Below are 25,128 nucleotides of genomic sequence, written 5' to 3'. Positions count from 1 at the left end.
CCACTTTTAAGGAGGACAAGAATTTGAAACCGAAACTATTAAAACAAAAAAATTTTTTATTGAAACTAGATATTCAATTTTTTGCTGGAGGTGGAATGTCTAAAAAAGAACGGGAGTTACGCCAAACGCTAGCAGAAAAGCGTACAGAAATTGAAGCATTGACAGACAAAGGGAAAATTGATGAAGCTAAAAAACTACTTTCTGAAGCTCAACAAATAAAAGAGCAGATCCAGACATATGAAGAAGTCCGAAATATGCAAGTCCCTTATGAACAGGAGCAGACATCACAAGATTCAGTAGCAACTGGTCAACAGCCAACAGATGATATCGCCAAAACGGAAGTAAAGAACCATGTTCAGCTTTTTGCGTCAGCTCTTAAATCTGGAACAATACCGAAACCTCTTTCCGCAATGAAAGAAGGTGTGGATGAAGATGGCGGTCTTGTTGTTCCGCAAGATATTTCAACGAAGATCAACGAAAAACGTAGACAATTTGATACACTGGCTAATCTCGTTGATGTCATTCCGGTATCTACAAATAAAGGTTCACGAGTGCTTGAAAAACTAGCAGATATCACTCCATTAGCAAACCTTGAAGAATTAGCGGATATTACGGAACTAGAGAATCCTAAATTTGAAAACATTAAATATAACATTAAAGATTATGCAGGAATTTTGGTTCTTTCTAATGATTTGCTTTCAGATACACAAGAAGCGCTTCTTCAATATTTGACCAATTGGCTCGCTAAGAAATCAGCTGTTACGCGTAATACGTTGATTATTAAGCAATTAGGAACACTCGTAAAAACAGCAGTTTCAAAGCAAGACGATATTAAAGATATTTTGAACGTCAAGCTTGATCCAGCTATCAACGCCACAACCTCTTTTATTACAAATCAATCAGGATTTAATGTTTTGGATAAATTGAAGGATGCTTTTGGCCGGTACTTACTACAGCCTAATCCAACAGATCCGACTAAAAAACTTTTATTCGGAAAGCCTGTGTCCGTTATATCTGATAAATATTTGCCAAACGGTGGTACAAAAGCAGCGCCAAAATATCCGTTGATTGTCGGTGATCTTAAAGAAGCTGTTAAACTATTTGACCGTCAGCAATATTCCATTTTAACGACAAATGTTGGCGGTAAAGCATTCTATCGTAATTCTACAGATATGCGAATCATTGAACGTGAAGATGTTGTTCTTTGGGATACTGATGCTGTTGTGTTTGCAGAGTTTTCATCAATCAAAGATGCAACTCCAGACAATGGGGTTCCAAATCCCGGTTCTGGTGAGAACAAATAATAGGTGAATGAAAGCTAGGTGATGCCCAATGACAGAAATTGAGCAAAAAGAACTTAAAGAAGCGAAAAAATTTCTCAGGGTTGATGGTGATTTGGAAGATGATTTAATCCTGGGATTTATCGCTTCGGCGAAGGAATATATTACAGCTGCAACTGGTTTAAAGTTCCCAAATCATTCAGCACGAGCTGATATGTGTGTAAAAGCATTTGTAACGCATTGGTATGAAAACAGGGAAGTAGCTGGCACAACTTCAAACCTTGATGGGGTGCTAACGATGATGATCAATCAATTAAAATATACGGTTTCGGAGACTGGTTCCAATGTTGAATGACATGCGGTATCGGATTGAATTTCAACAGAAAAAAGAGGGCGGGCGCCTCCCTGTGGAAGGTAAGTATGAAACTGTTGTGGAATGCTGGGCCAAAGCTGAGGGATTAAAAGGCCGAGAGTATTATGCAGCGGCAGCTGTTCAGAAAGAAAAAACTATAAAATTTACAATTCGTCACCGTGAAGATCTTAACGAACATATGCGAATTCTTTTTCAAGATCAACCATACGAGATTGAATCAATTTTGCCGAACTATTCTCGGAAACATTTCACCACAATAAGGGCAAGGCGGTGGAATAATGGAATTTGAAATGGAGATGCAGGGCTTTAAAGAATTAGATTCATATTTAACTGACCTTGCAAGGAAAGATGAGTCAATCAATAAAGCAGCCGTAAAAGCCGGGGGTGCTATTCTTGCCAAAGAAATAGATAAAAATGCACCTCGATCTGATATTGGGGGCAGTCATCCCCATATTGATGAGGATATTATTGTTGGAAACCGTACTCGAAAGGATTTGGATGGTGAAATCTATGCTGTTGTTGGACCTACTAAAGACACAAAATTCCGTGTTCACTTACCGGAATTCGGAACCATTCATCAGCCAGCTAATCCATTTATTCAGCGAAGTATGAGAAGCGCAAATGAAAGAATGTTACAAGCGATGGCAAGCGTAATTAAAAGAGGGTACAAGCTAGTGAATGTAGTAGAATAGGTCTTTACTACTCCGTTATGGTCAGAAAATCACGATTAATTTAACTTATATTCAGTAATGATAATCTCTGCTGGTTGAGAATATCGAGATGGTTTAGAGAAAGTTTTTACATCAACTTTTACGTAATCAAATACTGCGTTGATAGCTGATTTCTTTTCAATGTCATCTAAATTAACCCATTCACTTTGAATATTTTCAATGAAAAGGGCAAGCTCTTCAAGTGTTACAGATTCAGAATCAGTTTTGATTTTTTGTAAAAGTTTTGATTGCATATTTGAATAATTCTCTAACATTTCTCGATATTCTTTCTTTGTTAAGTCACCTTCAATATAAAGTTCTTTTGCACGCTTTTTCTTTGCATCTAATTCATTTACTTTTTTCTTTATATTACCCATATCATCTTTTGTCTCATCTGTTTCTAATTTGTCTTTAAAACCAGTTAGTTTTAACAAGTTTAAGAATGTTTTTTCCAGTGAATCTTGTCCAAATTGCGGGAGATCGCATATTCCTAATGAGTAATGTCCCTTGCATTTATAACCGTATCTAACGCTACCATCTTTTCGGTATTTAGGAGAACCCATAAGTGGATTACCACAACGAGCACATTTAAAAACACCACTAAATAAATATGTGTATTTCCGGTATGATTTAGTATTGTTCTTTTTTCTTATATCCATCGATTTATGGACTTGTTCCCATAATTCTAAAGAAATGATTTGTTCAAAGCTTTTTTGCGCGATATCAGTATAAACCTCTTCTCCCCAGCGTATTTTTCCAATATAGATCGGGTTGTTTATTATGCTTAATATTCCTGCACGTTGAAATAATGAACCACTTCTTGTTCTAAATCCATTTTTATTTAGGTATCGCGATAATGCACCGGCTCCTAGAGATATGGAGCGTTCAAATATTAACTTTACAAGTTTAGCTTCTTCTTTATGTGTAACTAATTCTCCATTTTTTAATCTATAACCATAAGGAACTTTCCCACCATTAAATTTTCCTTCTTCAGCACGCTTTTTCATAGCATCTTTGACACGTTCTGAAATTGTTTCTCTTTCCCATTGTGCTAAAGTGGCTACTAATGTTATAAACATTCGCCCAGTAGCGGTGGTTGTGTCAAATATCTCCATAGATGATTTGAATTTCACATTATACCTATCCATCTGTTTTAGTATTTCGTATAAATCTACAACTGAACGAGTGAAGCGGTCTAAGCGATAAACCAAAATTATGTCAAAAGTTTTCGATTTCATGTCATTAAGCATTTTTTGAAAAGCTGGTCGCTCTGTATTTTTAGCAGAAAATCCTTCATCAGTATATACTTCTTTTATTTCCCACCCTTGAGAAAGAGCATATTGCTCCAATCTTTCTTTTTGCAGATCTAATGATATTCCTTCTTCTGCTTGTAGATCAGTAGAGACCCTTGTATATATCACACATTTCATCCTTATTCTCCTTTATCAGAATGTATGTTCTTTTGGTTGTAAAAGAAGAGCGGGTAGTCTCCCGCGTTGGTAAATTATGAATTAATCAATCGGCGCACAACTCCATACGTATTTTCCCGTTATTGTAATTTCAGGACATTCAAAAGGATTGGTGCAATCAAAAATAAAAGGTTTTTGTTCAGGATTGTATGAGTCTGGCTCAAGAATAATGCTGTTGTTTGTTTGGTAAAATCTTTTCAGTGTTGTTTCATAACCATTGATACGGACAGCTACAATATCACCGTTTGCAACTTCTTTAGTTTTAGTATCTATAACAGCATAAAAACCATTAGGCACTATTTTGTTCATGCTATCTCCTTCGATTTTCAAAGATACGAGGTTTTCCAAACCATACATTTTAATTAATTTATCAGGGATTGGAAGGCTACCTATGATATTGTCATCTGCCCATTTAGGGCAACCTGCAGGAATAGATCCATATATAGGAACTGTCTCTGTCATCGGAACAATACTACTATGCGTATTTTGTTCGCCCACATTGTCAAAAATCAATTCGGCTGTGCTAACTCCTAGTTTTCTTGCTAGCGTTTCAATTGTACCTGTCTTGGGAGTTCGTTCCCCTCGCTCCCAATACCCTATTGTGACATCAGAAAAGCCAAGTCGCTTTCCGAATTCAGCTTTAGAAAGTCCTAACTCTGTTCTAATCCTTGCTATGTTTTTGGCGAAGTTTATTTTTTTCCCCATTTTTTCACCTCCTTGTTATTTATGTTGTTATTATAAAACAAAATGTTAGCTATAGCAAACATACAGTTAGAAAAAACAACGCAAATATATAAAAATGGTGTAAAAATCGTTGACATCTAATAAAATGTTAGATATTATTAACGTGTGAGGAGGTGAGGTAAATTGGAATATAAAATTGCAAGAACTCCAAAAGAATGGAGGGCGCGTTTAAATTTAACTCAAGACGATGTAGCTAAAGCCTTAGGTATTCATAGAACTACTTACTCTTCGTGGGAGAGAAATCCGCAAAAGATGGAGATAGAAGAAGGTGTGGCACTAGCTGATGTATTTGGGTGTGACTTTTCAGAAATCATTTTTTTTAAACTAAAACCTAACAAAATGTTAGATATAGAGAGGGATGTTTCTTAATGAAAAAAAACAAATCAGTTGAATCAATTGTTCTTAGCGGAAAGTATGCTATTACATTTGTTCAAGAGATAAGACCGAGCATGCATTCAATTATTAAAGAACGAAAGGCAAAACAAAAAAAGGAGATTTCATAAATGAATGAATTACAAACGTTTAATCATAAAATTTTTGGAGATTTACCTGTAATGATAGTGGATGGAGTTGAGTGGTTTGGAGCAAAGGAAATTGCTAAAGCATTAAGCTTTTCGAAACCACATAATGCAATTCAAAACCATGTTGAGGAAGATGACTCCGCGGTCCACGGAGTCATCGACAGAATAGGAAGAAAACAAAAGAAAAAGTTCGTAAATGAATCAGGTTTATACGATTTAATATTTGGAGCTGCAAAACAAGGGAACAATCGAGAAATTAAAGAGAAGGCAAAAAAATTTAAACGATGGGTAACCTCTGAAGTGCTACCTATAATTAGAAAAACGGGCGGATACGTTAATAAAGGTAACGAAGAACAATTCATTAAAAACTATTTTCCTAGTTTCAGTGATGAAGTAAAGCAAGCAATGGTGCTAGATTTGCGAAATCAGAACAATCAACTAAAAAAGCAAATTGAGCAAAACAAACCTAAAGTTCTGTTTGCGGATAGTGTGTCAGCATCCAGTACATCTATTTTGGTGGGGGAGCTTGCAAAACTATTAAAACAGAATGGAATTGAAACGGGACAGAAACGATTTTTCGCATGGTTAAGAGACAACGGATATTTAATAAAGCGAAAAGGGACAGATTACAACATGCCAACTCAAAAGAGCATGGAAAGTGGATTGTTCGAAATTAAGGAAACATCTATAACACATTCAGATGGTCATATCAGTATCAGTAAGACACCTAAAGTCACTGGCAAGGGTCAAGTATATTTCATCAATAAGTTTCTAACGAAAGAAGAGGCGGTTTCATAATGTCAAATCAATTGCAGGTTATAGATGGTATTCAAAAGGAAAAGGTGGATTATTATTCGATCTATCGAAAAATATTTTTAAATGAGCTATACGAAGGATTGGCACAATGCGAAAGCCAGGGATCTATTGAAAGAGAGACCCTCAAAAGAGTTGTCTTTAGTGGTTTAAAAATGATTAATAGTGAGGACATGCCTGAAACATATGAAGACGTACTAACGAGATTTCACATTATTGGCTCTATCAATACAATGATAGGTTGGTTAACGCCAAGGGAATTGATGCAGATGTTCCCGGTCGAAAAGCATTATGACGGTGATAAATATGAAATGAAAGACTATTTTTACACAATGCGAGTTATTGAAGAAAAGGGACTAGACAATTGCATTGGAACAGAACGAGAAGTATTTGACTTTATTTCAGATTATCAAAACTCGGATATTACATCATTTATGATCGAATCGCTATCAACAGTCAGTGCCTTACGAAGAGCAGAAGGACAAAAAGGTTTGTTAGAAGAGTTTGCTGAGGAAAAGGGGATTGATACTTACACAATGGGGACTGATCACAGAGGAAAGCAAGTATTGGTTAACAATACAACTGGTGAAGTGCAGAGAGTGATAAAGAAGCGTCCGAGATATATACAGCCAGTAGATTAGGTCATTACTGACCAACTAAAAGGAGGTGGGTAAAGTGAAGATCAAAACAAAAGAATGGCTTGCTCTAAGCGAGGCAGAACGTTTTATGAAGATTTATCAGGCTTTTGTGAAGAAGCATATCTAAAAGTTAAAGGAGAGAGAATAAATGGCTAATATGAAATATCAAATGCCAGTTACATTAGAAAAAGGTAAGGCCTGGGCAGCTGTCTGGATTAAAGGGTTTGAAATAAAAAATAGAAATGCTTTTTCCATGGGTGATGCTAAAGAAAGCCAGCTCAATCTTGAACTGACTTTTAACAGTAATGATTATTCTACAGAAAAATATACACAGTTTATAAATGATCTTATTAGATTTCTTAATGAGCATGGTTGGACTGAAGGAAAACAATATTAATTTAAACCGAGCCTTTGTTTTAAATAATCTTGTGCAATTCCAGCCATTAACGACACTGAAATACTTGCAAGACCTTTTGTTTTTTCTTTAGTAGCTTCCCATATTGATGTCTCTCTTATGTTATCAAGAAATACATGGCCATCCCAGGTCAAATGACCTAGGATTAAGCCACTTAGTGAATCATCAGATCGTATTGCTTTACCTTCGATAAAATTGGCATCAATTAGCTTTAAAATAGCGTAAAACGAGGTTTCTTCTCCAAACTTTTGAACGGTTTGAAGTTCTCTTACCTCGCTAGTATTTAGCTGGTCGTTCAATGTAAGTTTTTCTTCTAATTCAAGAAGGATTTCTCTTACACAATCGTGATCAAGTTTCATAGTTTCACCCCCTATCTTACAGGAACATTATACCAAAGAGGAGGATAAGCATGAATTTAAATCGATTTCTAAAGTCTGATCAGGAAAGAGCTGAAAGGCTAATCAAATCAATGGATTTTCTAATCACTGAACTGTTACCAGATGCTATTGAGGACGGAGATTATGAAGGGTGTATTGAAATAGCAGGGTCGATGATTGCCCATTGTAAGGATCTTAAACGGATGGAGCATCCAGAACAAGTTGTTCAGCTGCATGAAATAGCGTCCCAACTCTTAAGTAAAGGGATAGACGTTTCAACTGTAAGGAGGGCGTATCAATGAATATCGAGCATCCAATCATTACAGAAATCAACCGTTACGGTTATCCGTTGGAATATTTGAAGTATGAAAAAGAGAAAGACAACGAAGAGGAAGACAATTAAAAAAGTTCACTCTGCCAAGTGAACTTTAGGGAAGTGATTTTTTAAGAAAGAATATTTAAAGCATATCGAATATTTTTTGAAAAATCAAGGGAGGAAACAAATTAATGAGTAGTCTTCCAGAAACAGAACAAGTGTTAATCGATCAGGTCGAAGAAGAGGAAAAGGATTATGAAGTGTTTGAGGTGACTGACCTAGAATCAGCAGCCGAAGCACAACGGCGCATCACTTACTTTAAAGGGAAACAATCAGAAATAGATGCAGTGGCTGAAAAGCAGCTTGAACGCCTCAGAACTCAAATTGAACGGGTTGAGTTTTGGCGTGATGAGTCTAAAAAACCATATGTCGAGCGTGAAAACTTCTATATCCATAGACTAGAGCGATACATGCGGGAAGAAGTCAGAAGGCAGATTGAAAGTGGCAAAAAGCCATATAAGTCAATCAATCTACCGTATGGAAAAATTAAGCTTACCAAGCAGCAGCCGGAATATCAACGTAATGAAACCGACTTGTTGAAATACGCGGAAACAAAAGGGTTAGTCAAAATTAAAAAAGACGTTGATTGGGCATCCATTAAAAAGAAATCTTCAGTTTTCGGGGACAAGCTAATAGACGCAGATGGCGAGATTATTTCAGGTGTGACAGTGGTTGATAGGGAAGATAAATTCACAGTCGAGGTGAACGAATAATGAATATTTATCAAAAGCTGATCGAGGTCAGAAAGGCGATCCCGTATCTCCAAAAAGAAAACAAAGGAAACCAGTACGAATATGTCGGATCAAGTCAGGTTTTAGGCGCTATCAGAGATGAATTAGACAAACAAACGCTTTTACTGATTCCGAAAATTGTAGACAAACGCATCTTAACAGAAACAGTTGAAAGTAAAGATAAGTACGGCAATCAGAAAAAGAAAACGACATATTTCACAGAATTAGACCTTGAATTTATTTGGGTGAATGCAGAAAATCCCGAAGAAACGTTGACTGTCCCTTTTTATGCACAGGGTGTTGATATAGCAGGAGAAAAGGGAGTCGGTAAGGCTTTGACATACGCTGAAAAATATTTTCTTTTGAAACAATTCAACATTCCGACAGATAAAGACGATCCAGACGCATTTCAACAAAAAGTAGAAGCGACAAAACCACCTGAAATGATCACACAGGAGCAAAAGGATGAAATTCAATCCCTTGCTCAACATTATATTGAATTGCGTGGACAAGGCGATGTGAAGACCGTTATAACAGCTCTTGACATCAAAGATATTAACAAAATCAATAAAGGGCAAGCTGACCATTGTATCTATCTACTTAAAAGATGGGTGGCTAAAGCAGAGAAAGAATTAGCATAACAAGAGGGTGATTTTATGGGCGGAGCGTTCCAAACAAGTAGAGACATTTTTACAAGCGATATATGGCAAAACCCAGTCGAATTCCGTCTATTCTTCTTTATTTATGGAAATGCAGTTTTTTCGGAAGAGGGGCAACGAAAAGGCGATGTTTTGGTGAAGCGCGGTCAATTTTTAAGATCATATCGAAATTTACAAAAAGACTTGCAGTATATCGAAAATAGATCGGTCAAACAGTATTCACTTTCGAGGATCAAAAGGGCGGTTGATCGACTGATTAAAGAAAATCGTTTGAAAATCGAGGACACCGAACTTGGAACGCTCTTCACTGTCGTAAATTATGAGGTATATCAGGGGTTAGAGAACTACAAAAAAGGCAACTTGGAACGGAGAGAGAACGCAGATGGAACGGAGACGGAACGCAGATGGAACAATAATAAGAATGTAAAGAAGGTAAAGAAGGAAAATAATAATAATAATAAACGTTTGGTTTTTGATGAAAAACAAATGCAGCTGGCTGAATTGCTTTGGAAACATGTCCATATAAACGCCCCTGACATGAAACAACCAAACCTTGATAAATGGGCTAATACAATTCGACTGATGATGGAACGTGACGGACGCACAGGAAAAGATATTCAAGAAGTGATCTTGTGGTCTACTAAACACGAATTCTGGTACAAAAATATTTTAAGTGCTGATAAATTGCGAAAACAATATGCCAGATTAGTAGTTCAGAAGAATGAAGAAGAAAGAAGGGGAACGAGAAATGGCAACCAACAACCGTACGGACAAAGCTATGGAGAAAATACTGAAGAAGCTTCAGGAAAGGTCAGCTCAATCTTTGGTGGAAGAGTCGGACGCCTTAGAAAAAAAGGGTGAATATGACTGTCCCACTTGTAAGGATGAATTGGGTTATCTAGAAAACAGGGACGGCATTGAGGTGTGGGTACGCTGTAAATGTGTTGAGTGGCGTCGAATTAGGAAATTAATGAATTCTAGTGACATAACTGCAGAGTTTGAGAAATTACAATTCAAGAATTTTGTTACGGAAGGGAAACACGGTCTGATCGTTGATGCTTACGATTGCGCTGTTGATTACTATAAGAATTTCGACAGTATCAAGGATAAACGTAAAAACAGCATTGCCCTTTTGGGACAGCCAGGATCAGGAAAGACACATTTACTTACAGCCATATCAAATAAATTAATCAAATCGAAAAACGTGCCAGTTCAATACTTTCCATATGTCGAGGGCTTCAATGATCTGAAAGATGATTTTGAAAAATTGGAAGAGAAGCTACGGCGAATGAAAGAGGTTGATGTCCTTTTTATAGACGATCTATTTAAGCCTCTGAAGGGTAAACCTAGGGCAACTGATTGGCAGGTGGAACAGACATATTCAGTCATCAATTATCGTTATCTCAATCATAAGCCGATTCTCATTTCAAGTGAATTGGATATTGAGCAGCTTGTACAAATAGACGAAGCACTCGGCACACGGATTTATGAAATGTGTGAGAACTATATAGTCATCATCAAGGGTGACCGGATGAAATTAAATCATAGATTAGGAGCTTGGAAATGAAAAACTATCAAATCATTCCATTGATGCCGGGAGTTTACGAATTGTCGCCAAGGAAGACAGGGAAAGGCAAAGACCTGACACCAGTTATCAAAATGCTAGAAGAGAAAATGCGCGAAATGGAAAAAGCGATAAAGGAGAGCGCCTAATGGGTGTTTATATCATGCTTGATCATTGTAATTTTGATTGGAAGCCGGACGAAGTGGATGAAGTTGAATCTTACTGGCAGGGCGGTTTACCCATTGAAAGAATTGCAAAAATCGTTAAACGACCAGTGAAAGAAGTCTTTCTCTTACTCTATGACCGTGCGGAGTTGGGGCATATCAGGGAAAGAGAAGGCGGGATATTCGGTGCTTGAGCAAATAAAAGCTGCATTTGAGATCTTATTTCTGGCCGGATACAGAGAAAAACAGATTAAGCAATGGATACATGATGACGGGAGGTAAGGAGATTGAGAGAGATCAAGTTTCGAGGTAAACCGATTGAGGATTATGGCGATATTAAATGGTTTTATGGCGGTATCGACTTATACCATGATAAAAAATTAGCCTATATCAGTGCTCCTTATAACGGTCATATACAGGTAGAGTGGGCATCAATTGGACAATACACCGGATTGAAGGACAAAAACGGTCAGGAGATCTACGAGGGGGATGTCTACCATCAAGGCGACCTAAATATCTTGTACGTTGTTGTATATAAAGACACTAGTTTTATAGGTAAGCAAATAAGGGCCAGTAGTTATGCGGGTTTGGAATATTGGAAAGACAGAATCGAAGTTATCGGCGACATATATCGAAATCCTGATCTATTGGAGGTGGCGGAATGATTAAATTACCTGAAAATCCTTGCGCTATCTGTCGGAAAAATGAGGTAACTCAGTTATGTGATTTTGTAACAGCTTATGTGTGGACATCAGTTCATGGTGGTATTCATAGAACTTGTGATTTGCCAATGTGTAAGGAGTGTGCAAAATCACACGGCCCATTTGACTTTTGCCCATACCATGATGGATTAAGCAAAAAGCTTAAAGTTCCAGATAAAAAATTAATAAGACGGAAAAATCAGTATAAATCAAAAGAGTTAAAAGAATTGAGGGGCAACCAATGATCACCCTTAACATACCCGTTACACCAATGGGAGCCGTTCGAATGACTGGGCGTGGCAAATTCGTAAATAAAAACGCTCAACGATACTTAGCCTATAAAGATTTCATCAAGTGGGAAGCGCAGAAACAGATGAAAAGCGATCCTTTTGAATCGGGAGCACTCCATGTAGATATCACTTTCGTTATGCCGATTCCTAAAAGTTGGTCAAAGAAAAAACAGCAACAATCCATCAATACGCTGCATACCAAAAAGCCAGACATCGACAATCTTATAAAAGGCGTGTTCGATGCTCTAAACAAAATTGCTTGGAAAGATGATAACCAAGTTTCAAAAGTAACTGCTTGTAAAAAGTACGGTGAAAAGCCAGGAATCGAGTTCAGATTACAAGGGCGACAGAAGAATGGGAACAGCTAAGCGTCTGATTATACGCTATAAAAACGATTATAGGCGCACTGTGGGGCATAACACCCTATGGAGGAACATTGATAGTCTAATAGAGTTAAAACGTCGCTATGGCTTTTTAAACGACGATTTAGAGTATATCGAAATTGATGGTATTGAATACGATCTCGACAAGGTAAGGGCAGCGCTCGAAAAGCATGGTTATTCATGAGATTGAAACAACTTTCCGTATAAATGGGATTTCACACCGGAGAGTAAAATAAATAACGGCTTCATTTGTCGAATTTTGTCGAAAAAATGAGAGGGAGAATTTAAACATGTTAAATAGATCAATTATTGTTGGACGCTTAACTAAAGATCCAGAGTTAAGATATACCGGCTCAGGTGTTGCTGTTGCAGGATTCACACTTGCGGTTAATCGACCGTTCAAAAATCAAAATGGAGAGTCAGAAGCAGACTTTATAAACTGTGTGGCTTGGAGAAAGCAGGCTGAAAACGTCGCGAACTTTCTTAAAAAGGGATCATTAGCAGGCGTAGACGGACGATTGCAGACACGCAACTATGAAAACCAGCATGGTGGTCGGGTGTTCATTACAGAATTAGTCGCTGAATCAGTTCAATTTCTGGATACAAAAAACAGCAACCAGAATCAAGGACAGAACCAGAGACAACAGCAAGGAAATAGATTCCTAGATGACCCGTTTGCCAATAATGGAAAGCCGATTGATATAAAAGATTCAGATTTGCCGTTTTAAGGGGGATAAACATGATAAGGCGTGTTGTTCAGTGGGTGGCAACAAACTATGATTCTGAGAATCTACAGGTCATTACTGTTTTTGAAGAAGGCATAAATAAACAAGCTGCTAAAAATCAAACACCGTTCTGCAGGCGTCACAGGGTACTTTACAAAAGTAAAGGGGGGAATAAATATGAGTTCAAATAAAAATTGGAGATTGCCAGGGGAAGTGAAAGTTTGGAAGATGACAGAGAAAGAACGGTTGGCTTATATCAAAAAGTACCCAATTGTCTACCGAGAGTATTTAAAACCTTCACGTAATTTTATATTTGAAAAACAGAATTATTGGGAGGCATGGAAATGACACTCTTACAAGGGGAATTCCTAAATCTATACAAGGCAAAATTGAATACCAGTAAAAAAACATCAGAACAAATTAAAAACGAATTAACTGGGCTAGAACCAAATGAAGAAGAAATTCAAAATTGGCTTAAAATATATGGCTTAATTGCCGGAGTAGAGGTTATTGTCGCAAAAAGTTGGAGTGGAGACGGGTATTGTCTCGTTAACTGGCTAGAAAAAGATAGTGGAACAATAAAAGAGTTTTTCTACCACTTAGAACAAGATCCAATGTTCGGCTCCTATTTTGATGAACGAGAAGAGTTTGAGGAAGATTGGCAATCGGGAGAGTATTGTCCGGCCTGTTCAATTGTATTCAGTGATAAAGATGTTGAAATTATTGAGATAATTGTTCGTTAAAGGAGTTACGAAAATGAAAGAATGCTCAAATTGTGGTGATGAGTTTCAAACAGATGAAGGTTATCCAACTAATCAAGAAAATAGGTTTGAATGTTGTTGTTCATTAAATTGTTGGCTTGAGCTTATAGATGAAGCGCCTTGGAAAGAAGAAATTGACTAATTCACAGTTTAAGAAATTAACGGCATAGTGTTCAGTCGTAGTTGACTAAAAAATAACATAAGACGGGAAGGGAGAATCATGATCTATCTAATTATAGGAATCATTATTATTGCAGCACCGTTGATTTGGATAGAGTTTACCGAAAGACGTATTGAAAAATGGGAAAAAGAAAAGTAGAAGAATAGGAGGGATAGGATGTCTAAACAATTATCTTTTCTTCCAGCTGTGGATGAAAAAGCCGTCCGCAAAGTTGTCATCAAAGAATTGAAAAATTACCGTGCGCTTAAAGTCCAATTGGAGAACAAAAAGGAATGTTCATCTGCTGGCATAAATACTTTCCCTTCCCTCCGAGATTCATTAAATCTCAATGAACTCAAGGTCAAGCAGATGGAACGCGCCTTACAAAACAGCTTGGATGAAGAAGAACGGTTAATCATTGAAAAGAAATATCTAACTGCTGCAAGGGTAAAAGATATTCATATCTATATAGAACTCGGAATGAAAAAGGATACTTATTATGAAATCAAGCAACGCGCTATAAACCGTATAGCTACAGCACTCGGAATTATCTGAGTGCTTTTTTTATCGACAAAATCCCGACATTTTTCCGATAAAATGGGGGACAAAAAGGGGGACTATTTATGTCTGCATTAGCGATAACATTTACTTATCAAGAATATATGGGAGACGCGCCTTTCCCTTATCAATGGCGTATCCGGATACGGAACAAAGGTGTTGAGGAATGAAGCCGAACGGGAGGAACATTCTGAGCCTGGATAGCGCTAGTCTTGCGGCAGCCGTATCGGGGAATAGTATTTTCATTGTACCCATGATCTTACTATGCTTGGCTTCCTCCCGGGGTATGTGTAAGTTCAATTTTATTAAATATAAGCGTGTTAATGGACTTGGTTGATGTTCTCTGTAAACCGTGTCCAGTGAATCTCAGATAAGACGATTGATGGCAAAGGGAGCCTCTGAGTGTGGGCATGGTTTAGAAAGAATATAGCCAAGCGCTTTTCCGAAAGGGAGGGTGTTTTTTTATTTGAGGGAGGTATAAAAAGTGGATTTTAAAAAGGATTTAGCCAATATGAGTATATCTGACCTATTGGAAAGGGTAGTAAATGGTCCATATCAACCGTATCAATCAATCACAACTAAAGAGAAAATGGCACCACCTTTACTTCAAATTGAACTTGATGATATTGATTCTCCGCCACGTATTTTTTATAACGGTAAAAAAATTGACAAGATTATAAATGCAGATTTTTCATACTTAACTAGGGATGATTCAACGCTTAATCCAACGCATATTGACATTGAATTTGTCGATAAAGATAGCAAGTATGGAACAAAAGCAATCGTTTACAATCGATCTCTTTACAACCGAAGGAAGGATAACAATGCCACCTAAGCCGTTAAGGGAGTGTAAGGCCTATGGGTGTAAGGCACTAACTAGAGAAGCCTATTGCCATGATCATAAGCACATCAAGCAAGAGGAAACAAAACAATACAACAAACATTCAAGAGACAAAACAATTACAAGTTTTTATAAATCAACTGATTGGAAGCAAACAAGACAACTTGCTTTGTTAAGAGACAACTATCTTTGTCAGAGATGTTTGAGGGAACATCGCTTCATACCTGCTGACATGGTTCACCACATTGTGGAAGTAAAAGAGGACTGGTCCAAGCGTTTAGACCTTTCAAACCTTGAAAGTCTCTGTAATGCTTGCCATAACAAGGTTCATGGTGATCGAAGTAAGCTAGGGCAGTAGGATACCCCCCTACTAAAATCTTTGGAAAACAACCGTCTGGGGAACGGCGCGCCCTCTTCTGCAAACAAACACCGCTTTTCAAAGTTCCCGAAAAATACAAAATACCCTCTCGGCGATTTGCCAAGAGGGCTTGATATAAACGATTTGATTGTTAGTTTCATCATAGCATGTTTGACGGAAAAAACAAGCGAAAAAAGAAGATTTTTTTAACGAAATGAGGTGAAAAACATGCCGAGACCCGCAAAATCTGCAGCTCTTCAACTAATACAGGGTAATCCGAATAAAAAGAATACTGAGGAATTAGCCACCAGAGCTAAATATGAAAAACAAATGAAAATGCGTACTGAAAATATTAAGCCTCCTTCATGGTTGGATGATAAGGTAGCTAAAAAAGAATTTAAACGGGTTGCTGCTTTATTGTCTGAAGTGGATCTCATCACAGAGGCGGATATCAACATGTTGGCCACCTATTGTAAGATTTACTCTCGATATATTTCTATTACAAAAAAAATTGATGAAGATGGCATCATGATAAACACAGAAGGGTGTAATGAAAATGGTCAGCCCATCAAGTCGGTTGGTGAAGAACATCCCCTTCTTAAACGCGAGAAAAATTATTATGATCAGATGATATCTGCGGCCAACCATTTTGGCCTTACACCGTCTGCACGTGCAAAACTAGCCATCACCAAAACTCAGGAAGAACGAGAAAAGACGGCAGCGGAAAAGGAGTTTGGTAATGTATGAATACAATTAAACAGTTTATGATTGACTACTCGCGCGATGTGATATCGGGTGAGATTGTGGCGTGTCAAAAACATATTTGGGCTTGTCATCGCTTTTTAAATGACATTAAGAGAGAAGGAACAAGGGAGTTCCCTTATATATTTGATGACGAGAAAGCTAGACGGTTTCTTTATTGGATGACTCAGTTTAAGCATACAAAAGGACCTCTCGCAGGAGAAAATATTGTCCCCGAACCAATCCAAATTTTTATTTTTGGCAATGTGTATGGGTGGGTTCACAAAGAAACAAGGTATCGCAGATTCACAAAAGTATATTGGCAAGTTGGACGTAAGAACGCGAAAACACAAAGTTTAGCTTGTGTTGCTTCTTATGAAGCTATGGCAAATGATGAAAATATGTCAGAGGTCTACATTGGGGCAACGAAAACTGAGCAAGCAAAAATATGTTGGAATGAGATCAAAGCACAGATTCTTCAGTGTGAGCTATTAAATAAACCTGAGCAAAAATATAGGATTGCCTACGGGAAAATTGAACATCCAAAAACACAATCTAAAATTGAGGCACTCTCTAAAGATGCAGGGAAAACAGGAGATGGGTTCAATCCTCAGTGCGGAATTATAGACGAATATCACGCACATAAAACATCTGAAATATATGATGTACTTGTTTCTGGTATGGCTGCACGAAATCAGCCGTTAATGGTCATTATTACGACTGCCGGTTTTGAATTAAATAACCCTGCCTACCGCGTTGAATATGATTACGTGTCACGCATTTTAGATCCAAATAAAGTAGAAACAAATGAGCAGTATTTTGTGATGGTTAATGAATTAGACAAAGGTGATGACATTAAGGATGAGCAGAACTGGATCAAAGCCAATCCTATTGTTGCTAAAAATGAACATGGACTTAATTATCTGCGTGGAGAGTTGGAAGTTGCCTTGGCTGTACCAGAGAAAATGAGGAACTTTCTGACTAAGAATATGAATATCTGGGTTAACATGCGTGAAAATGGCTACATGGACATGCAAGCTTGGAAAGATTGTGGATCTGATCATTTTCCTGATCTATCCGGCCGGGAGTGCTATGTTGGAATTGACTTATCAAAACGAATTGACCTGACAGCCGTATCTTTTATTTTTCCGTTAGATGATGGGAGCTTTGCTGTAGAAAGTCATGGTTTTATGCCTGAAGATACATTCTATGAACGTATGAAGACAGATCATGTCCCTTATGACTTGTGGAGGGAGAGGAACTGGTTAACCGTTACTGATGGTGCTGTAGTTGATTATGACTATATCAGAGCTTATATCAAGAAAATGGAGAAAGAGAAAGGATGGAAAATTAAAGAAATCGGTTACGATCCATATAATGCGACACAGTTTGCTCAACAGATGGAGGCTGACGGATATGTGATGATTGAAATTAGGCAGGGAGTTGCCACACTTTCAGAGCCTACAAAAGACTTTCGCGAAAAAGTAAAGGCGAAAAACATCATCCATAATAAAAACGATCTACTGACATGGGCGATGGGTAATGCTGTTACAAAAGTAGATGCTCAAGAAAATATCATGCTGGACAAATCAAAGTCAACACAACGGATTGACCCTGCTGCAGCCCTTATTAATGCACATGTGAGAGCATCTCAAATTGATATGACGATTGACTTAAATGCTTATATCAAGTCAGGATCTTTCAGCCTGTAGGAGGTGGGAATATGAAATTTATAAAAAGTATGCAGCCGTTTATAGATGATATCTTACTTATTATAGGGATGATATTCATTTCTACTGCCATATATCGAATAAATATCAACGCGGGTTTGATTGCGACCGGTGTTTTTTTATTTTCTCTTGCTGGCTTGTTAGGTGTAGATAGGCAGCGTAAGGAGGAAGGAGGGGATTAGATGCTATTAAGCCGTTTAAAGGGCGGGGTCAAGAATGAAATCGCAGAAGAGGATAGCGGCTCCCTTCTTCATCCAGCCAATTGGTTTAGAAATATTTTTGCTGGCACTGAAACCTCATCAGGTGAAAGAGTATCATCAAAAACAGCTGTTCTTCATCCCGATGTTTATGCATGTGTCATAGTTTTGGCGGATGATATCGCGAAACTGCCAATCAAACTTTTTCAGAATAAAAACGGCAATATCAAACAAGTCCAAAATGATATTAGTGAGATGATTCTGAACAAAGTCAATGATTATATGACAAGTTTTATTTGGAAAAGGCTTTTGGTCACAAGGCTTTGTACTTGGGGGAACAGTTACAATCTTTTGCTTTTTGATAAAGACGGAAATGTGACTGGAATCAGACCTTTAAACCCTGAGGCAACAAATACAAATATTGACCCTAATAACGGTCGGGTTTGGTATTCAACCACGATTGACAGCAAATATCGTGAGTTTTTTTATGAAGAAGTTCTGCATTTTAAAAACCTTTCTCTTGATGGAATTGTGGGACAAACTCCGATTTCAGTTATTCGTGACAATATCGGATCAAATCGAGCTGCCACAAAATTCAATGCAAAATTTTATAAAAATGGTGGCGCTCCGTTTGGCGTTGTCAAAGCACCAACTCTATTAGATAGAGAAAGTAAAAAAATTGTGAGAGAAGACTGGGAGCGTGTAAATGCGGGTCAGTCTATTGCAGTCCTAGACGCTGGTCTCGACTATTCACAAGTAACCATGCCGATGAAGGATGCTCAATTTATTGAGTCCATGAAATGGAACCGTCAGCAGATCGCATCTATTTATAAGGTACCACCACATAAAATAGGTGAACTTGATCGAGCCACTTTCTCTAATATCGAACAACAATCATTGGATTATGTCAAAACGACGTTACAACCTTTAGTGACAAATATAGAACAAGAATTGAACGATAAAATATTGACAGAAAACCAGTTAAAAAGTGGTTATTACTTTAAATTTAACCTAGAATCAGAACTTCGTGGAGATAGTAAATCTCGTGCTGAGTTTTATAAAACGATGCAAAGTGTTGGCGCTTTTAGCGTAAACACAATCCTTCAAAAAGAGGACATGACCGGAATTGGAGATATTGGGGATGAGCATTATGGGAATTTAAATCTTGTTCCTCTTTCAATTATGAAAGAATATCAATTGAACAAAGTAAAAGGGACATCTGATGAACAGAAGGGGGGTGATGGCAACGAAGAAGAAAAACAAGTATTGGAACATGAAGATTCTGAATGATTCTACTGCTGAAATCACACTTTATGGCTCAATAACGGGTGAAGGATGGTTTAGTGAGAGTTCTTCTAAAGTTTTTCAGTCAGAATTGAAAAGTTTAGGTGATGTAAGCTCTATTGATTTGTACATTAATTCACCTGGAGGAGATGTCTTTGAGGGCCAAGCGATTCATTCAATGCTTAAACGTCATAAAGCTAAAATTAATGTTTATGTGGATGCACTGGCTGGAAGTATTGCCTCAGTTATTGCAATGGCGGGGGATAACATTACAATGCCAAGTAACGCCATGATGATGATTCATAATCCTTACATGGGAATGGTCGGGAATGCAACAGAATTTCGAAAGGCTGCCGATGATCTTGACAAGATCACAGAAAGTATTGTTTCGACATACCTTGATAAAGCTGGTGACAAGCTGGATGATGTTACTTTACATCAATTACTTGATGAAGAAACGTGGCTGACAGCTGATGAAGCATTACATTATGGTTTGATTGATGAGGTCTCAGAATCAAAGGATGTAGCAGCCTGTATTGATCATCAAATTTTGGCACACTTTAAACATGTGCCAGGAAAGATAGTTGCTAAAACAGTTGCTGAAAATTCGGCTGAAGAAGCAGGATTGGATGAATTACAAAAACAAAAAATTGATATGAAACTTGAACTCTTAAATCTTTAAGGGTTCTTTTTTAATGCCACTTTTAAGGAGGACAAGAATTTGAAACCGAAACTATTAAAACAAAAAAATTTTTTATTGAAACTAGATATTCAATTTTTTGCTGGAGGTGGAATGTCTAAAAAAGAACGGGAGTTACGCCAAACGCTAGCAGAAAAGCGTACAGAAATTGAAGCATTGACAGACAAAGGGAAAATTGATGAAGCTAAAAAACTACTTTCTGAAGCTCAACAAATAAAAGAGCAGATCCAGACATATGAAGAAGTCCGAAATATGCAAGTCCCTTATGAACAGGAGCAGACATCACAAGATTCAGTAGCAACTGGTCAACAGCCAACAGATGATATCGCCAAAACGGAAGTAAAGAACCATGTTCAGCTTTTTGCGTCAGCTCTTAAATCTGGAACAATACCGAAACCTCTTTCCGCAATGAAAGAAGGTGTGGATGAAGATGGCGGTCTTGTTGTTCCGCAAGATATTTCAACGAAGATCAACGAAAAACGTAGACAATTTGATACACTGGCTAATCTCGTTGATGTCATTCCGGTATCTACAAATAAAGGTTCACGAGTGCTTGAAAAACTAGCAGATATCACTCCATTAGCAAACCTTGAAGAATTAGCGGATATTACGGAACTAGAGAATCCTAAATTTGAAAACATTAAATATAACATTAAAGATTATGCAGGAATTTTGGTTCTTTCTAATGATTTGCTTTCAGATACACAAGAAGCGCTTCTTCAATATTTGACCAATTGGCTCGCTAAGAAATCAGCTGTTACGCGTAATACGTTGATTATTAAGCAATTAGGAACACTCGTAAAAACAGCAGTTTCAAAGCAAGACGATATTAAAGATATTTTGAACGTCAAGCTTGATCCAGCTATCAACGCCACAACCTCTTTTATTACAAATCAATCAGGATTTAATGTTTTGGATAAATTGAAGGATGCTTTTGGCCGGTACTTACTACAGCCTAATCCAACAGATCCGACTAAAAAACTTTTATTCGGAAAGCCTGTGTCCGTTATATCTGATAAATATTTGCCAAACGGTGGTACAAAAGCAGCGCCAAAATATCCGTTGATTGTCGGTGATCTTAAAGAAGCTGTTAAACTATTTGACCGTCAGCAATATTCCATTTTAACGACAAATGTTGGCGGTAAAGCATTCTATCGTAATTCTACAGATATGCGAATCATTGAACGTGAAGATGTTGTTCTTTGGGATACTGATGCTGTTGTGTTTGCAGAGTTTTCATCAATCAAAGATGCAACTCCAGACAATGGGGTTCCAAATCCCGGTTCTGGTGAGAACAAATAATAGGTGAATGAAAGCTAGGTGATGCCCAATGACAGAAATTGAGCAAAAAGAACTTAAAGAAGCGAAAAAATTTCTCAGGGTTGATGGTGATTTGGAAGATGATTTAATCCTGGGATTTATCGCTTCGGCGAAGGAATATATTACAGCTGCAACTGGTTTAAAGTTCCCAAATCATTCAGCACGAGCTGATATGTGTGTAAAAGCATTTGTAACGCATTGGTATGAAAACAGGGAAGTAGCTGGCACAACTTCAAACCTTGATGGGGTGCTAACGATGATGATCAATCAATTAAAATATACGGTTTCGGAGACTGGTTCCAATGTTGAATGACATGCGGTATCGGATTGAATTTCAACAGAAAAAAGAGGGCGGGCGCCTCCCTGTGGAAGGTAAGTATGAAACTGTTGTGGAATGCTGGGCCAAAGCTGAGGGATTAAAAGGCCGAGAGTATTATGCAGCGGCAGCTGTTCAGAAAGAAAAAACTATAAAATTTACAATTCGTCACCGTGAAGATCTTAACGAACATATGCGAATTCTTTTTCAAGATCAACCATACGAGATTGAATCAATTTTGCCGAACTATTCTCGGAAACATTTCACCACAATAAGGGCAAAGGCGGTGGAATAATGGAATTTGAAATGGAGATGCAGGGCTTTAAAGAATTAGATTCATATTTAACTGACCTTGCAAGGAAAGATGAGTCAATCAATAAAGCAGCCGTAAAAGCCGGGGGTGCTATTCTTGCCAAAGAAATAGATAAAAATGCACCTCGATCTGATATTGGGGGCAGTCATCCCCATATTGATGAGGATATTATTGTTGGAAACCGTACTCGAAAGGATTTGGATGGTGAAATCTATGCTGTTGTTGGACCTACTAAAGACACAAAATTCCGTGTTCACTTACCGGAATTCGGAACCATTCATCAGCCAGCTAATCCATTTATTCAGCGAAGTATGAGAAGCGCAAATGAAAGAATGTTACAAGCGATGGCAAGCGTAATTAAAAGAGGGTACAAGCTATGAATGTAGTAGAAAGGTCTTTACTACTGAAAAACAAGTATTTGAAGCGTTGGAGAATGATCCAGCGCTTTTATTATTGGTGAAACCATCAAATATTTTTGAACTAGCTGTACCAATTGGGATCAAAAGTAAGCCAGCCTATATTGTTGTACAGGAACTAGAGTATAGAGCTACTCAGTGGGCTGATGGCAAGCCAATAAAGGATACTCCGTTATGGTCAGAAAATCACGATTAATTTAACTTATATTCAGTAATGATAATCTCTGCTGGTTGAGAATATCGAGATGGTTTAGAGAAAGTTTTTACATCAACTTTTACGTAATCAAATACTGCGTTGATAGCTGATTTCTTTTCAATGTCATCTAAATTAACCCATTCACTTTGAATATTTTCAATGAAAAGGGCAAGCTCTTCAAGTGTTACAGATTCAGAATCAGTTTTGATTTTTTGTAAAAGTTTTGATTGCATATTTGAATAATTCTCTAACATTTCTCGATATTCTTTCTTTGTTAAGTCACCTTCAATATAAAGTTCTTTTGCACGCTTTTTCTTTGCATCTAATTCATTTACTTTTTTCTTTATATTACCCATATCATCTTTTGTCTCATCTGTTTCTAATTTGTCTTTAAAACCAGTTAGTTTTAACAAGTTTAAGAATGTTTTTTCCAGTGAATCTTGTCCAAATTGCGGGAGATCGCATATTCCTAATGAGTAATGTCCCTTGCATTTATAACCGTATCTAACGCTACCATCTTTTCGGTATTTAGGAGAACCCATAAGTGGATTACCACAACGAGCACATTTAAAAACACCACTAAATAAATATGTGTATTTCCGGTATGATTTAGTATTGTTCTTTTTTCTTATATCCATCGATTTATGGACTTGTTCCCATAATTCTAAAGAAATGATTTGTTCAAAGCTTTTTTGCGCGATATCAGTATAAACCTCTTCTCCCCAGCGTATTTTTCCAATATAGATCGGGTTGTTTATTATGCTTAATATTCCTGCACGTTGAAATAATGAACCACTTCTTGTTCTAAATCCATTTTTATTTAGGTATCGCGATAATGCACCGGCTCCTAGAGATATGGAGCGTTCAAATATTAACTTTACAAGTTTAGCTTCTTCTTTATGTGTAACTAATTCTCCATTTTTTAATCTATAACCATAAGGAACTTTCCCACCATTAAATTTTCCTTCTTCAGCACGCTTTTTCATAGCATCTTTGACACGTTCTGAAATTGTTTCTCTTTCCCATTGTGCTAAAGTGGCTACTAATGTTATAAACATTCGCCCAGTAGCGGTGGTTGTGTCAAATATCTCCATAGATGATTTGAATTTCACATTATACCTATCCATCTGTTTTAGTATTTCGTATAAATCTACAACTGAACGAGTGAAGCGGTCTAAGCGATAAACCAAAATTATGTCAAAAGTTTTCGATTTCATGTCATTAAGCATTTTTTGAAAAGCTGGTCGCTCTGTATTTTTAGCAGAAAATCCTTCATCAGTATATACTTCTTTTATTTCCCACCCTTGAGAAAGAGCATATTGCTCCAATCTTTCTTTTTGCAGATCTAATGATATTCCTTCTTCTGCTTGTAGATCAGTAGAGACCCTTGTATATATCACACATTTCATCCTTATTCTCCTTTATCAGAATGTATGTTCTTTTGGTTGTAAAAGAAGAGCGGGTAGTCTCCCGCGTTGGTAAATTATGAATTAATCAATCGGCGCACAACTCCATACGTATTTTCCCGTTATTGTAATTTCAGGACATTCAAAAGGATTGGTGCAATCAAAAATAAAAGGTTTTTGTTCAGGATTGTATGAGTCTGGCTCAAGAATAATGCTGTTGTTTGTTTGGTAAAATCTTTTCAGTGTTGTTTCATAACCATTGATACGGACAGCTACAATATCACCGTTTGCAACTTCTTTAGTTTTAGTATCTATAACAGCATAAAAACCATTAGGCACTATTTTGTTCATGCTATCTCCTTCGATTTTCAAAGATACGAGGTTTTCCAAACCATACATTTTAATTAATTTATCAGGGATTGGAAGGCTACCTATGATATTGTCATCTGCCCATTTAGGGCAACCTGCAGGAATAGATCCATATATAGGAACTGTCTCTGTCATCGGAACAATACTACTATGCGTATTTTGTTCGCCCACATTGTCAAAAATCAATTCGGCTGTGCTAACTCCTAGTTTTCTTGCTAGCGTTTCAATTGTACCTGTCTTGGGAGTTCGTTCCCCTCGCTCCCAATACCCTATTGTGACATCAGAAAAGCCAAGTCGCTTTCCGAATTCAGCTTTAGAAAGTCCTAACTCTGTTCTAATCCTTGCTATGTTTTTGGCGAAGTTTATTTTTTTCCCCATTTTTTCACCTCCTTGTTATTTATGTTGTTATTATAAAACAAAATGTTAGCTATAGCAAACATACAGTTAGAAAAAACAACGCAAATATATAAAAATGGTGTAAAAATCGTTGACATCTAATAAAATGTTAGATATTATTAACGTGTGAGGA

42 protein-coding genes and 1 pseudogene are annotated in these 25,128 nt (G+C 37.3%); 38 read left to right on the top strand and 5 right to left on the bottom strand.

The window, feature by feature from the left end; genetic code table 11:
• The first annotated feature begins 23 nt into the window (after positions 1-23).
• The 4 genes from HOO54_RS23580 to HOO54_RS23565 are packed head-to-tail and all read left to right on the top strand — an operon-like array spanning position 24 to position 2,345.
• Positions 24-1,304: a phage major capsid protein gene (locus HOO54_RS23580; RefSeq protein WP_253907589.1), complete on the top strand. Its 1,281-nt coding sequence runs from the start codon at positions 24-26 to the stop codon at positions 1,302-1,304.
• 28 nt (positions 1,305-1,332) lie between these two features.
• The gene (locus tag HOO54_RS23575) at positions 1,333-1,635 is read left to right on the top strand and encodes a head-tail connector protein (RefSeq protein WP_172292200.1); all 303 of its coding nucleotides are present in this window, start codon (positions 1,333-1,335) and stop codon (positions 1,633-1,635) included.
• Positions 1,625-1,942, top strand: a complete 318-nt coding sequence (locus HOO54_RS23570) for a phage head closure protein (RefSeq protein ID WP_172299803.1) — start codon at positions 1,625-1,627, stop codon at positions 1,940-1,942. The genes HOO54_RS23575 and HOO54_RS23570 overlap by 11 nt, the downstream gene beginning before the upstream one ends.
• Positions 1,932-2,345, top strand: a complete 414-nt coding sequence (locus tag HOO54_RS23565; RefSeq protein WP_172299801.1) for an HK97-gp10 family putative phage morphogenesis protein — start codon at positions 1,932-1,934, stop codon at positions 2,343-2,345. Before HOO54_RS23570 ends, HOO54_RS23565 begins: the two co-directional genes overlap by 11 nt.
• Positions 2,346-2,380: 35 nt before the next feature.
• Here the strand turns inward: HOO54_RS23565 and HOO54_RS23560 are convergent, their stop codons facing one another.
• Both HOO54_RS23560 and HOO54_RS23555 read right to left on the bottom strand, forming a co-directional pair.
• On the bottom strand, positions 2,381-3,793 hold the full coding sequence (locus tag HOO54_RS23560) for a recombinase family protein (RefSeq protein ID WP_172292226.1): 1,413 nt from the start codon (positions 3,791-3,793) through the stop codon (positions 2,381-2,383).
• 81 nt (positions 3,794-3,874) lie between these two features.
• The gene (locus tag HOO54_RS23555; RefSeq protein WP_172292228.1) at positions 3,875-4,537 is read right to left on the bottom strand and encodes a LexA family protein; all 663 of its coding nucleotides are present in this window, start codon (positions 4,535-4,537) and stop codon (positions 3,875-3,877) included.
• Positions 4,538-4,699: 162 nt separating this feature from the next.
• On the opposite strand from HOO54_RS23555, the gene HOO54_RS23550 reads away from it, so the two are divergent.
• From HOO54_RS23550 to HOO54_RS23535, 5 genes are all read left to right on the top strand, one after another.
• A complete protein-coding gene (locus tag HOO54_RS23550) occupies positions 4,700-4,945 on the top strand; it encodes a helix-turn-helix transcriptional regulator (RefSeq protein ID WP_172292230.1) in 246 nt (81 codons plus the stop codon).
• Entirely contained in the window at positions 4,945-5,079 is a 135-nt protein-coding gene (locus HOO54_RS24850) for a hypothetical protein (protein ID WP_301539265.1), read from the top strand. Before HOO54_RS23550 ends, HOO54_RS24850 begins: the two co-directional genes overlap by 1 nt.
• Positions 5,080-5,895, top strand: coding sequence for a phage antirepressor KilAC domain-containing protein (locus HOO54_RS23545; protein WP_172292232.1), 816 nt, complete (start codon positions 5,080-5,082; stop codon positions 5,893-5,895).
• The gene (locus HOO54_RS23540; RefSeq protein ID WP_216664702.1) at positions 5,895-6,551 is read left to right on the top strand and encodes a hypothetical protein; all 657 of its coding nucleotides are present in this window, start codon (positions 5,895-5,897) and stop codon (positions 6,549-6,551) included. The genes HOO54_RS23545 and HOO54_RS23540 overlap by 1 nt, the downstream gene beginning before the upstream one ends.
• Before the next feature lie 145 nt (positions 6,552-6,696).
• A complete protein-coding gene (locus HOO54_RS23535; protein WP_172292234.1) occupies positions 6,697-6,945 on the top strand; it encodes a hypothetical protein in 249 nt (82 codons plus the stop codon).
• Here the strand turns inward: HOO54_RS23535 and HOO54_RS23530 are convergent.
• Positions 6,942-7,322, bottom strand: coding sequence for a DUF2513 domain-containing protein (locus HOO54_RS23530; protein ID WP_172292236.1), 381 nt, complete (start codon positions 7,320-7,322; stop codon positions 6,942-6,944). The genes HOO54_RS23535 and HOO54_RS23530 overlap by 4 nt on opposite strands.
• Positions 7,323-7,372: 50 nt before the next feature.
• Here HOO54_RS23530 and HOO54_RS23525 point away from each other — a divergent pair, with 50 nt between their 5' ends.
• The 29 genes and pseudogenes from HOO54_RS23525 to HOO54_RS23385 all read left to right on the top strand — a co-directional run.
• Positions 7,373-7,642, top strand: a complete 270-nt coding sequence (locus HOO54_RS23525) for a YqaH family protein (RefSeq protein ID WP_172292238.1) — start codon at positions 7,373-7,375, stop codon at positions 7,640-7,642.
• Positions 7,643-7,847: 205 nt separating this feature from the next.
• Positions 7,848-8,429: a host-nuclease inhibitor Gam family protein gene (locus HOO54_RS23520; protein ID WP_172292240.1), complete on the top strand. Its 582-nt coding sequence runs from the start codon at positions 7,848-7,850 to the stop codon at positions 8,427-8,429.
• Complete coding sequence (locus tag HOO54_RS23515) at positions 8,429-9,088, top strand: ERF family protein (RefSeq protein WP_172292242.1); 660 nt, start codon at positions 8,429-8,431, stop codon at positions 9,086-9,088. Before HOO54_RS23520 ends, HOO54_RS23515 begins: the two co-directional genes overlap by 1 nt.
• A 15-nt stretch (positions 9,089-9,103) precedes the next feature.
• Complete coding sequence (locus tag HOO54_RS23510) at positions 9,104-9,967, top strand: hypothetical protein (protein ID WP_172292244.1); 864 nt, start codon at positions 9,104-9,106, stop codon at positions 9,965-9,967.
• Positions 9,885-10,673, top strand: a complete 789-nt coding sequence (locus HOO54_RS23505) for an ATP-binding protein (protein ID WP_172292278.1) — start codon at positions 9,885-9,887, stop codon at positions 10,671-10,673. The genes HOO54_RS23510 and HOO54_RS23505 overlap by 83 nt, the downstream gene beginning before the upstream one ends.
• Entirely contained in the window at positions 10,670-10,819 is a 150-nt protein-coding gene (locus tag HOO54_RS23500; protein WP_172292246.1) for a hypothetical protein, read from the top strand. The genes HOO54_RS23505 and HOO54_RS23500 overlap by 4 nt, the downstream gene beginning before the upstream one ends.
• Positions 10,819-11,028 carry a hypothetical protein gene (locus tag HOO54_RS23495; RefSeq protein ID WP_172292248.1) on the top strand — a complete coding sequence of 70 codons (210 nt, stop codon included), beginning with the start codon at positions 10,819-10,821 and terminating at the stop codon, positions 11,026-11,028. The genes HOO54_RS23500 and HOO54_RS23495 overlap by 1 nt, the downstream gene beginning before the upstream one ends.
• Before the next feature lie 93 nt (positions 11,029-11,121).
• A complete protein-coding gene (locus tag HOO54_RS23490; protein ID WP_172292250.1) occupies positions 11,122-11,499 on the top strand; it encodes a YopX family protein in 378 nt (125 codons plus the stop codon).
• Positions 11,496-11,780 carry a hypothetical protein gene (locus HOO54_RS23485; RefSeq protein ID WP_172292252.1) on the top strand — a complete coding sequence of 95 codons (285 nt, stop codon included), beginning with the start codon at positions 11,496-11,498 and terminating at the stop codon, positions 11,778-11,780. Before HOO54_RS23490 ends, HOO54_RS23485 begins: the two co-directional genes overlap by 4 nt.
• Positions 11,777-12,193 (top strand): RusA family crossover junction endodeoxyribonuclease, encoded by a 417-nt coding sequence (locus HOO54_RS23480; RefSeq protein WP_172292254.1) that lies wholly within the window; start codon positions 11,777-11,779, stop codon positions 12,191-12,193. The genes HOO54_RS23485 and HOO54_RS23480 overlap by 4 nt, the downstream gene beginning before the upstream one ends.
• Entirely contained in the window at positions 12,180-12,392 is a 213-nt protein-coding gene (locus HOO54_RS23475; RefSeq protein ID WP_172292256.1) for a hypothetical protein, read from the top strand. Before HOO54_RS23480 ends, HOO54_RS23475 begins: the two co-directional genes overlap by 14 nt.
• Positions 12,393-12,498: 106 nt before the next feature.
• Complete coding sequence (gene ssb / locus HOO54_RS23470) at positions 12,499-12,936, top strand: single-stranded DNA-binding protein (RefSeq protein WP_172292258.1); 438 nt, start codon at positions 12,499-12,501, stop codon at positions 12,934-12,936.
• An 11-nt stretch (positions 12,937-12,947) separates the two neighbouring features.
• Positions 12,948-13,124: a hypothetical protein gene (locus HOO54_RS23465; RefSeq protein ID WP_172292260.1), complete on the top strand. Its 177-nt coding sequence runs from the start codon at positions 12,948-12,950 to the stop codon at positions 13,122-13,124.
• On the top strand, positions 13,111-13,281 hold the full coding sequence (locus HOO54_RS23460) for a hypothetical protein (RefSeq protein WP_172292262.1): 171 nt from the start codon (positions 13,111-13,113) through the stop codon (positions 13,279-13,281). The genes HOO54_RS23465 and HOO54_RS23460 overlap by 14 nt, the downstream gene beginning before the upstream one ends.
• A complete protein-coding gene (locus HOO54_RS23455; protein ID WP_172292264.1) occupies positions 13,278-13,676 on the top strand; it encodes a hypothetical protein in 399 nt (132 codons plus the stop codon). The genes HOO54_RS23460 and HOO54_RS23455 overlap by 4 nt, the downstream gene beginning before the upstream one ends.
• 13 nt (positions 13,677-13,689) lie before the next feature.
• Positions 13,690-13,836, top strand: coding sequence for a hypothetical protein (locus tag HOO54_RS23450; protein ID WP_172292266.1), 147 nt, complete (start codon positions 13,690-13,692; stop codon positions 13,834-13,836).
• 195 nt (positions 13,837-14,031) lie between these two features.
• On the top strand, positions 14,032-14,409 hold the full coding sequence (locus HOO54_RS23445) for an ArpU family phage packaging/lysis transcriptional regulator (RefSeq protein WP_172292268.1): 378 nt from the start codon (positions 14,032-14,034) through the stop codon (positions 14,407-14,409).
• 487 nt (positions 14,410-14,896) lie between these two features.
• A complete protein-coding gene (locus HOO54_RS23440; RefSeq protein WP_172292270.1) occupies positions 14,897-15,247 on the top strand; it encodes a hypothetical protein in 351 nt (116 codons plus the stop codon).
• Positions 15,237-15,611, top strand: coding sequence for an HNH endonuclease (locus HOO54_RS23435; RefSeq protein ID WP_172292272.1), 375 nt, complete (start codon positions 15,237-15,239; stop codon positions 15,609-15,611). The genes HOO54_RS23440 and HOO54_RS23435 overlap by 11 nt, the downstream gene beginning before the upstream one ends.
• Positions 15,612-15,839: 228 nt before the next feature.
• The gene (locus HOO54_RS23430) at positions 15,840-16,358 is read left to right on the top strand and encodes a phage terminase small subunit P27 family (protein WP_172292190.1); all 519 of its coding nucleotides are present in this window, start codon (positions 15,840-15,842) and stop codon (positions 16,356-16,358) included.
• Positions 16,355-18,064 (top strand): terminase large subunit, encoded by a 1,710-nt coding sequence (locus tag HOO54_RS23425; RefSeq protein ID WP_172292192.1) that lies wholly within the window; start codon positions 16,355-16,357, stop codon positions 18,062-18,064. Before HOO54_RS23430 ends, HOO54_RS23425 begins: the two co-directional genes overlap by 4 nt.
• A gap of 11 nt (positions 18,065-18,075) precedes the next feature.
• On the top strand, positions 18,076-18,264 hold the full coding sequence (locus HOO54_RS23420; protein WP_172292194.1) for a DUF1056 family protein: 189 nt from the start codon (positions 18,076-18,078) through the stop codon (positions 18,262-18,264).
• Positions 18,265-19,569 (top strand): phage portal protein, encoded by a 1,305-nt coding sequence (locus tag HOO54_RS23415; RefSeq protein WP_172292196.1) that lies wholly within the window; start codon positions 18,265-18,267, stop codon positions 19,567-19,569.
• Complete coding sequence (locus HOO54_RS23410) at positions 19,520-20,245, top strand: head maturation protease, ClpP-related (protein WP_172292198.1); 726 nt, start codon at positions 19,520-19,522, stop codon at positions 20,243-20,245. Before HOO54_RS23415 ends, HOO54_RS23410 begins: the two co-directional genes overlap by 50 nt.
• A 39-nt stretch (positions 20,246-20,284) precedes the next feature.
• Entirely contained in the window at positions 20,285-21,565 is a 1,281-nt protein-coding gene (locus HOO54_RS23405) for a phage major capsid protein (protein ID WP_253907589.1), read from the top strand.
• Between the two features lie 28 nt (positions 21,566-21,593).
• Entirely contained in the window at positions 21,594-21,896 is a 303-nt protein-coding gene (locus HOO54_RS23400; protein ID WP_172292200.1) for a head-tail connector protein, read from the top strand.
• Entirely contained in the window at positions 21,886-22,194 is a 309-nt protein-coding gene (locus HOO54_RS23395) for a phage head closure protein (protein WP_172292202.1), read from the top strand. The genes HOO54_RS23400 and HOO54_RS23395 overlap by 11 nt, the downstream gene beginning before the upstream one ends.
• Complete coding sequence (locus tag HOO54_RS23390; protein WP_172292204.1) at positions 22,194-22,592, top strand: HK97-gp10 family putative phage morphogenesis protein; 399 nt, start codon at positions 22,194-22,196, stop codon at positions 22,590-22,592. The genes HOO54_RS23395 and HOO54_RS23390 overlap by 1 nt, the downstream gene beginning before the upstream one ends.
• Positions 22,589-22,806 (top strand): annotated as a pseudogene (locus HOO54_RS23385) (hypothetical protein); the annotation flags it as partial. The gene HOO54_RS23390 and the pseudogene HOO54_RS23385, both read left to right, overlap by 4 nt.
• 14 nt (positions 22,807-22,820) lie before the next feature.
• Here HOO54_RS23385 and HOO54_RS23380 read toward each other — a convergent pair.
• Positions 22,821-24,233 (bottom strand): recombinase family protein, encoded by a 1,413-nt coding sequence (locus HOO54_RS23380; RefSeq protein WP_172292226.1) that lies wholly within the window; start codon positions 24,231-24,233, stop codon positions 22,821-22,823.
• 81 nt (positions 24,234-24,314) lie between these two features.
• Positions 24,315-24,977 carry a LexA family protein gene (locus tag HOO54_RS23375; protein WP_172292228.1) on the bottom strand — a complete coding sequence of 221 codons (663 nt, stop codon included), beginning with the start codon at positions 24,975-24,977 and terminating at the stop codon, positions 24,315-24,317.
• Positions 24,978-25,128: the final 151 nt, after the last annotated feature.

This window comes from Bacillus sp. WMMC1349, from assembly GCF_013155385.1.
Lineage (GTDB): Bacteria > Bacillota > Bacilli > Bacillales > Bacillaceae > Bacillus.
This window is presented reverse-complemented; position numbering and strand designations above follow the sequence as displayed.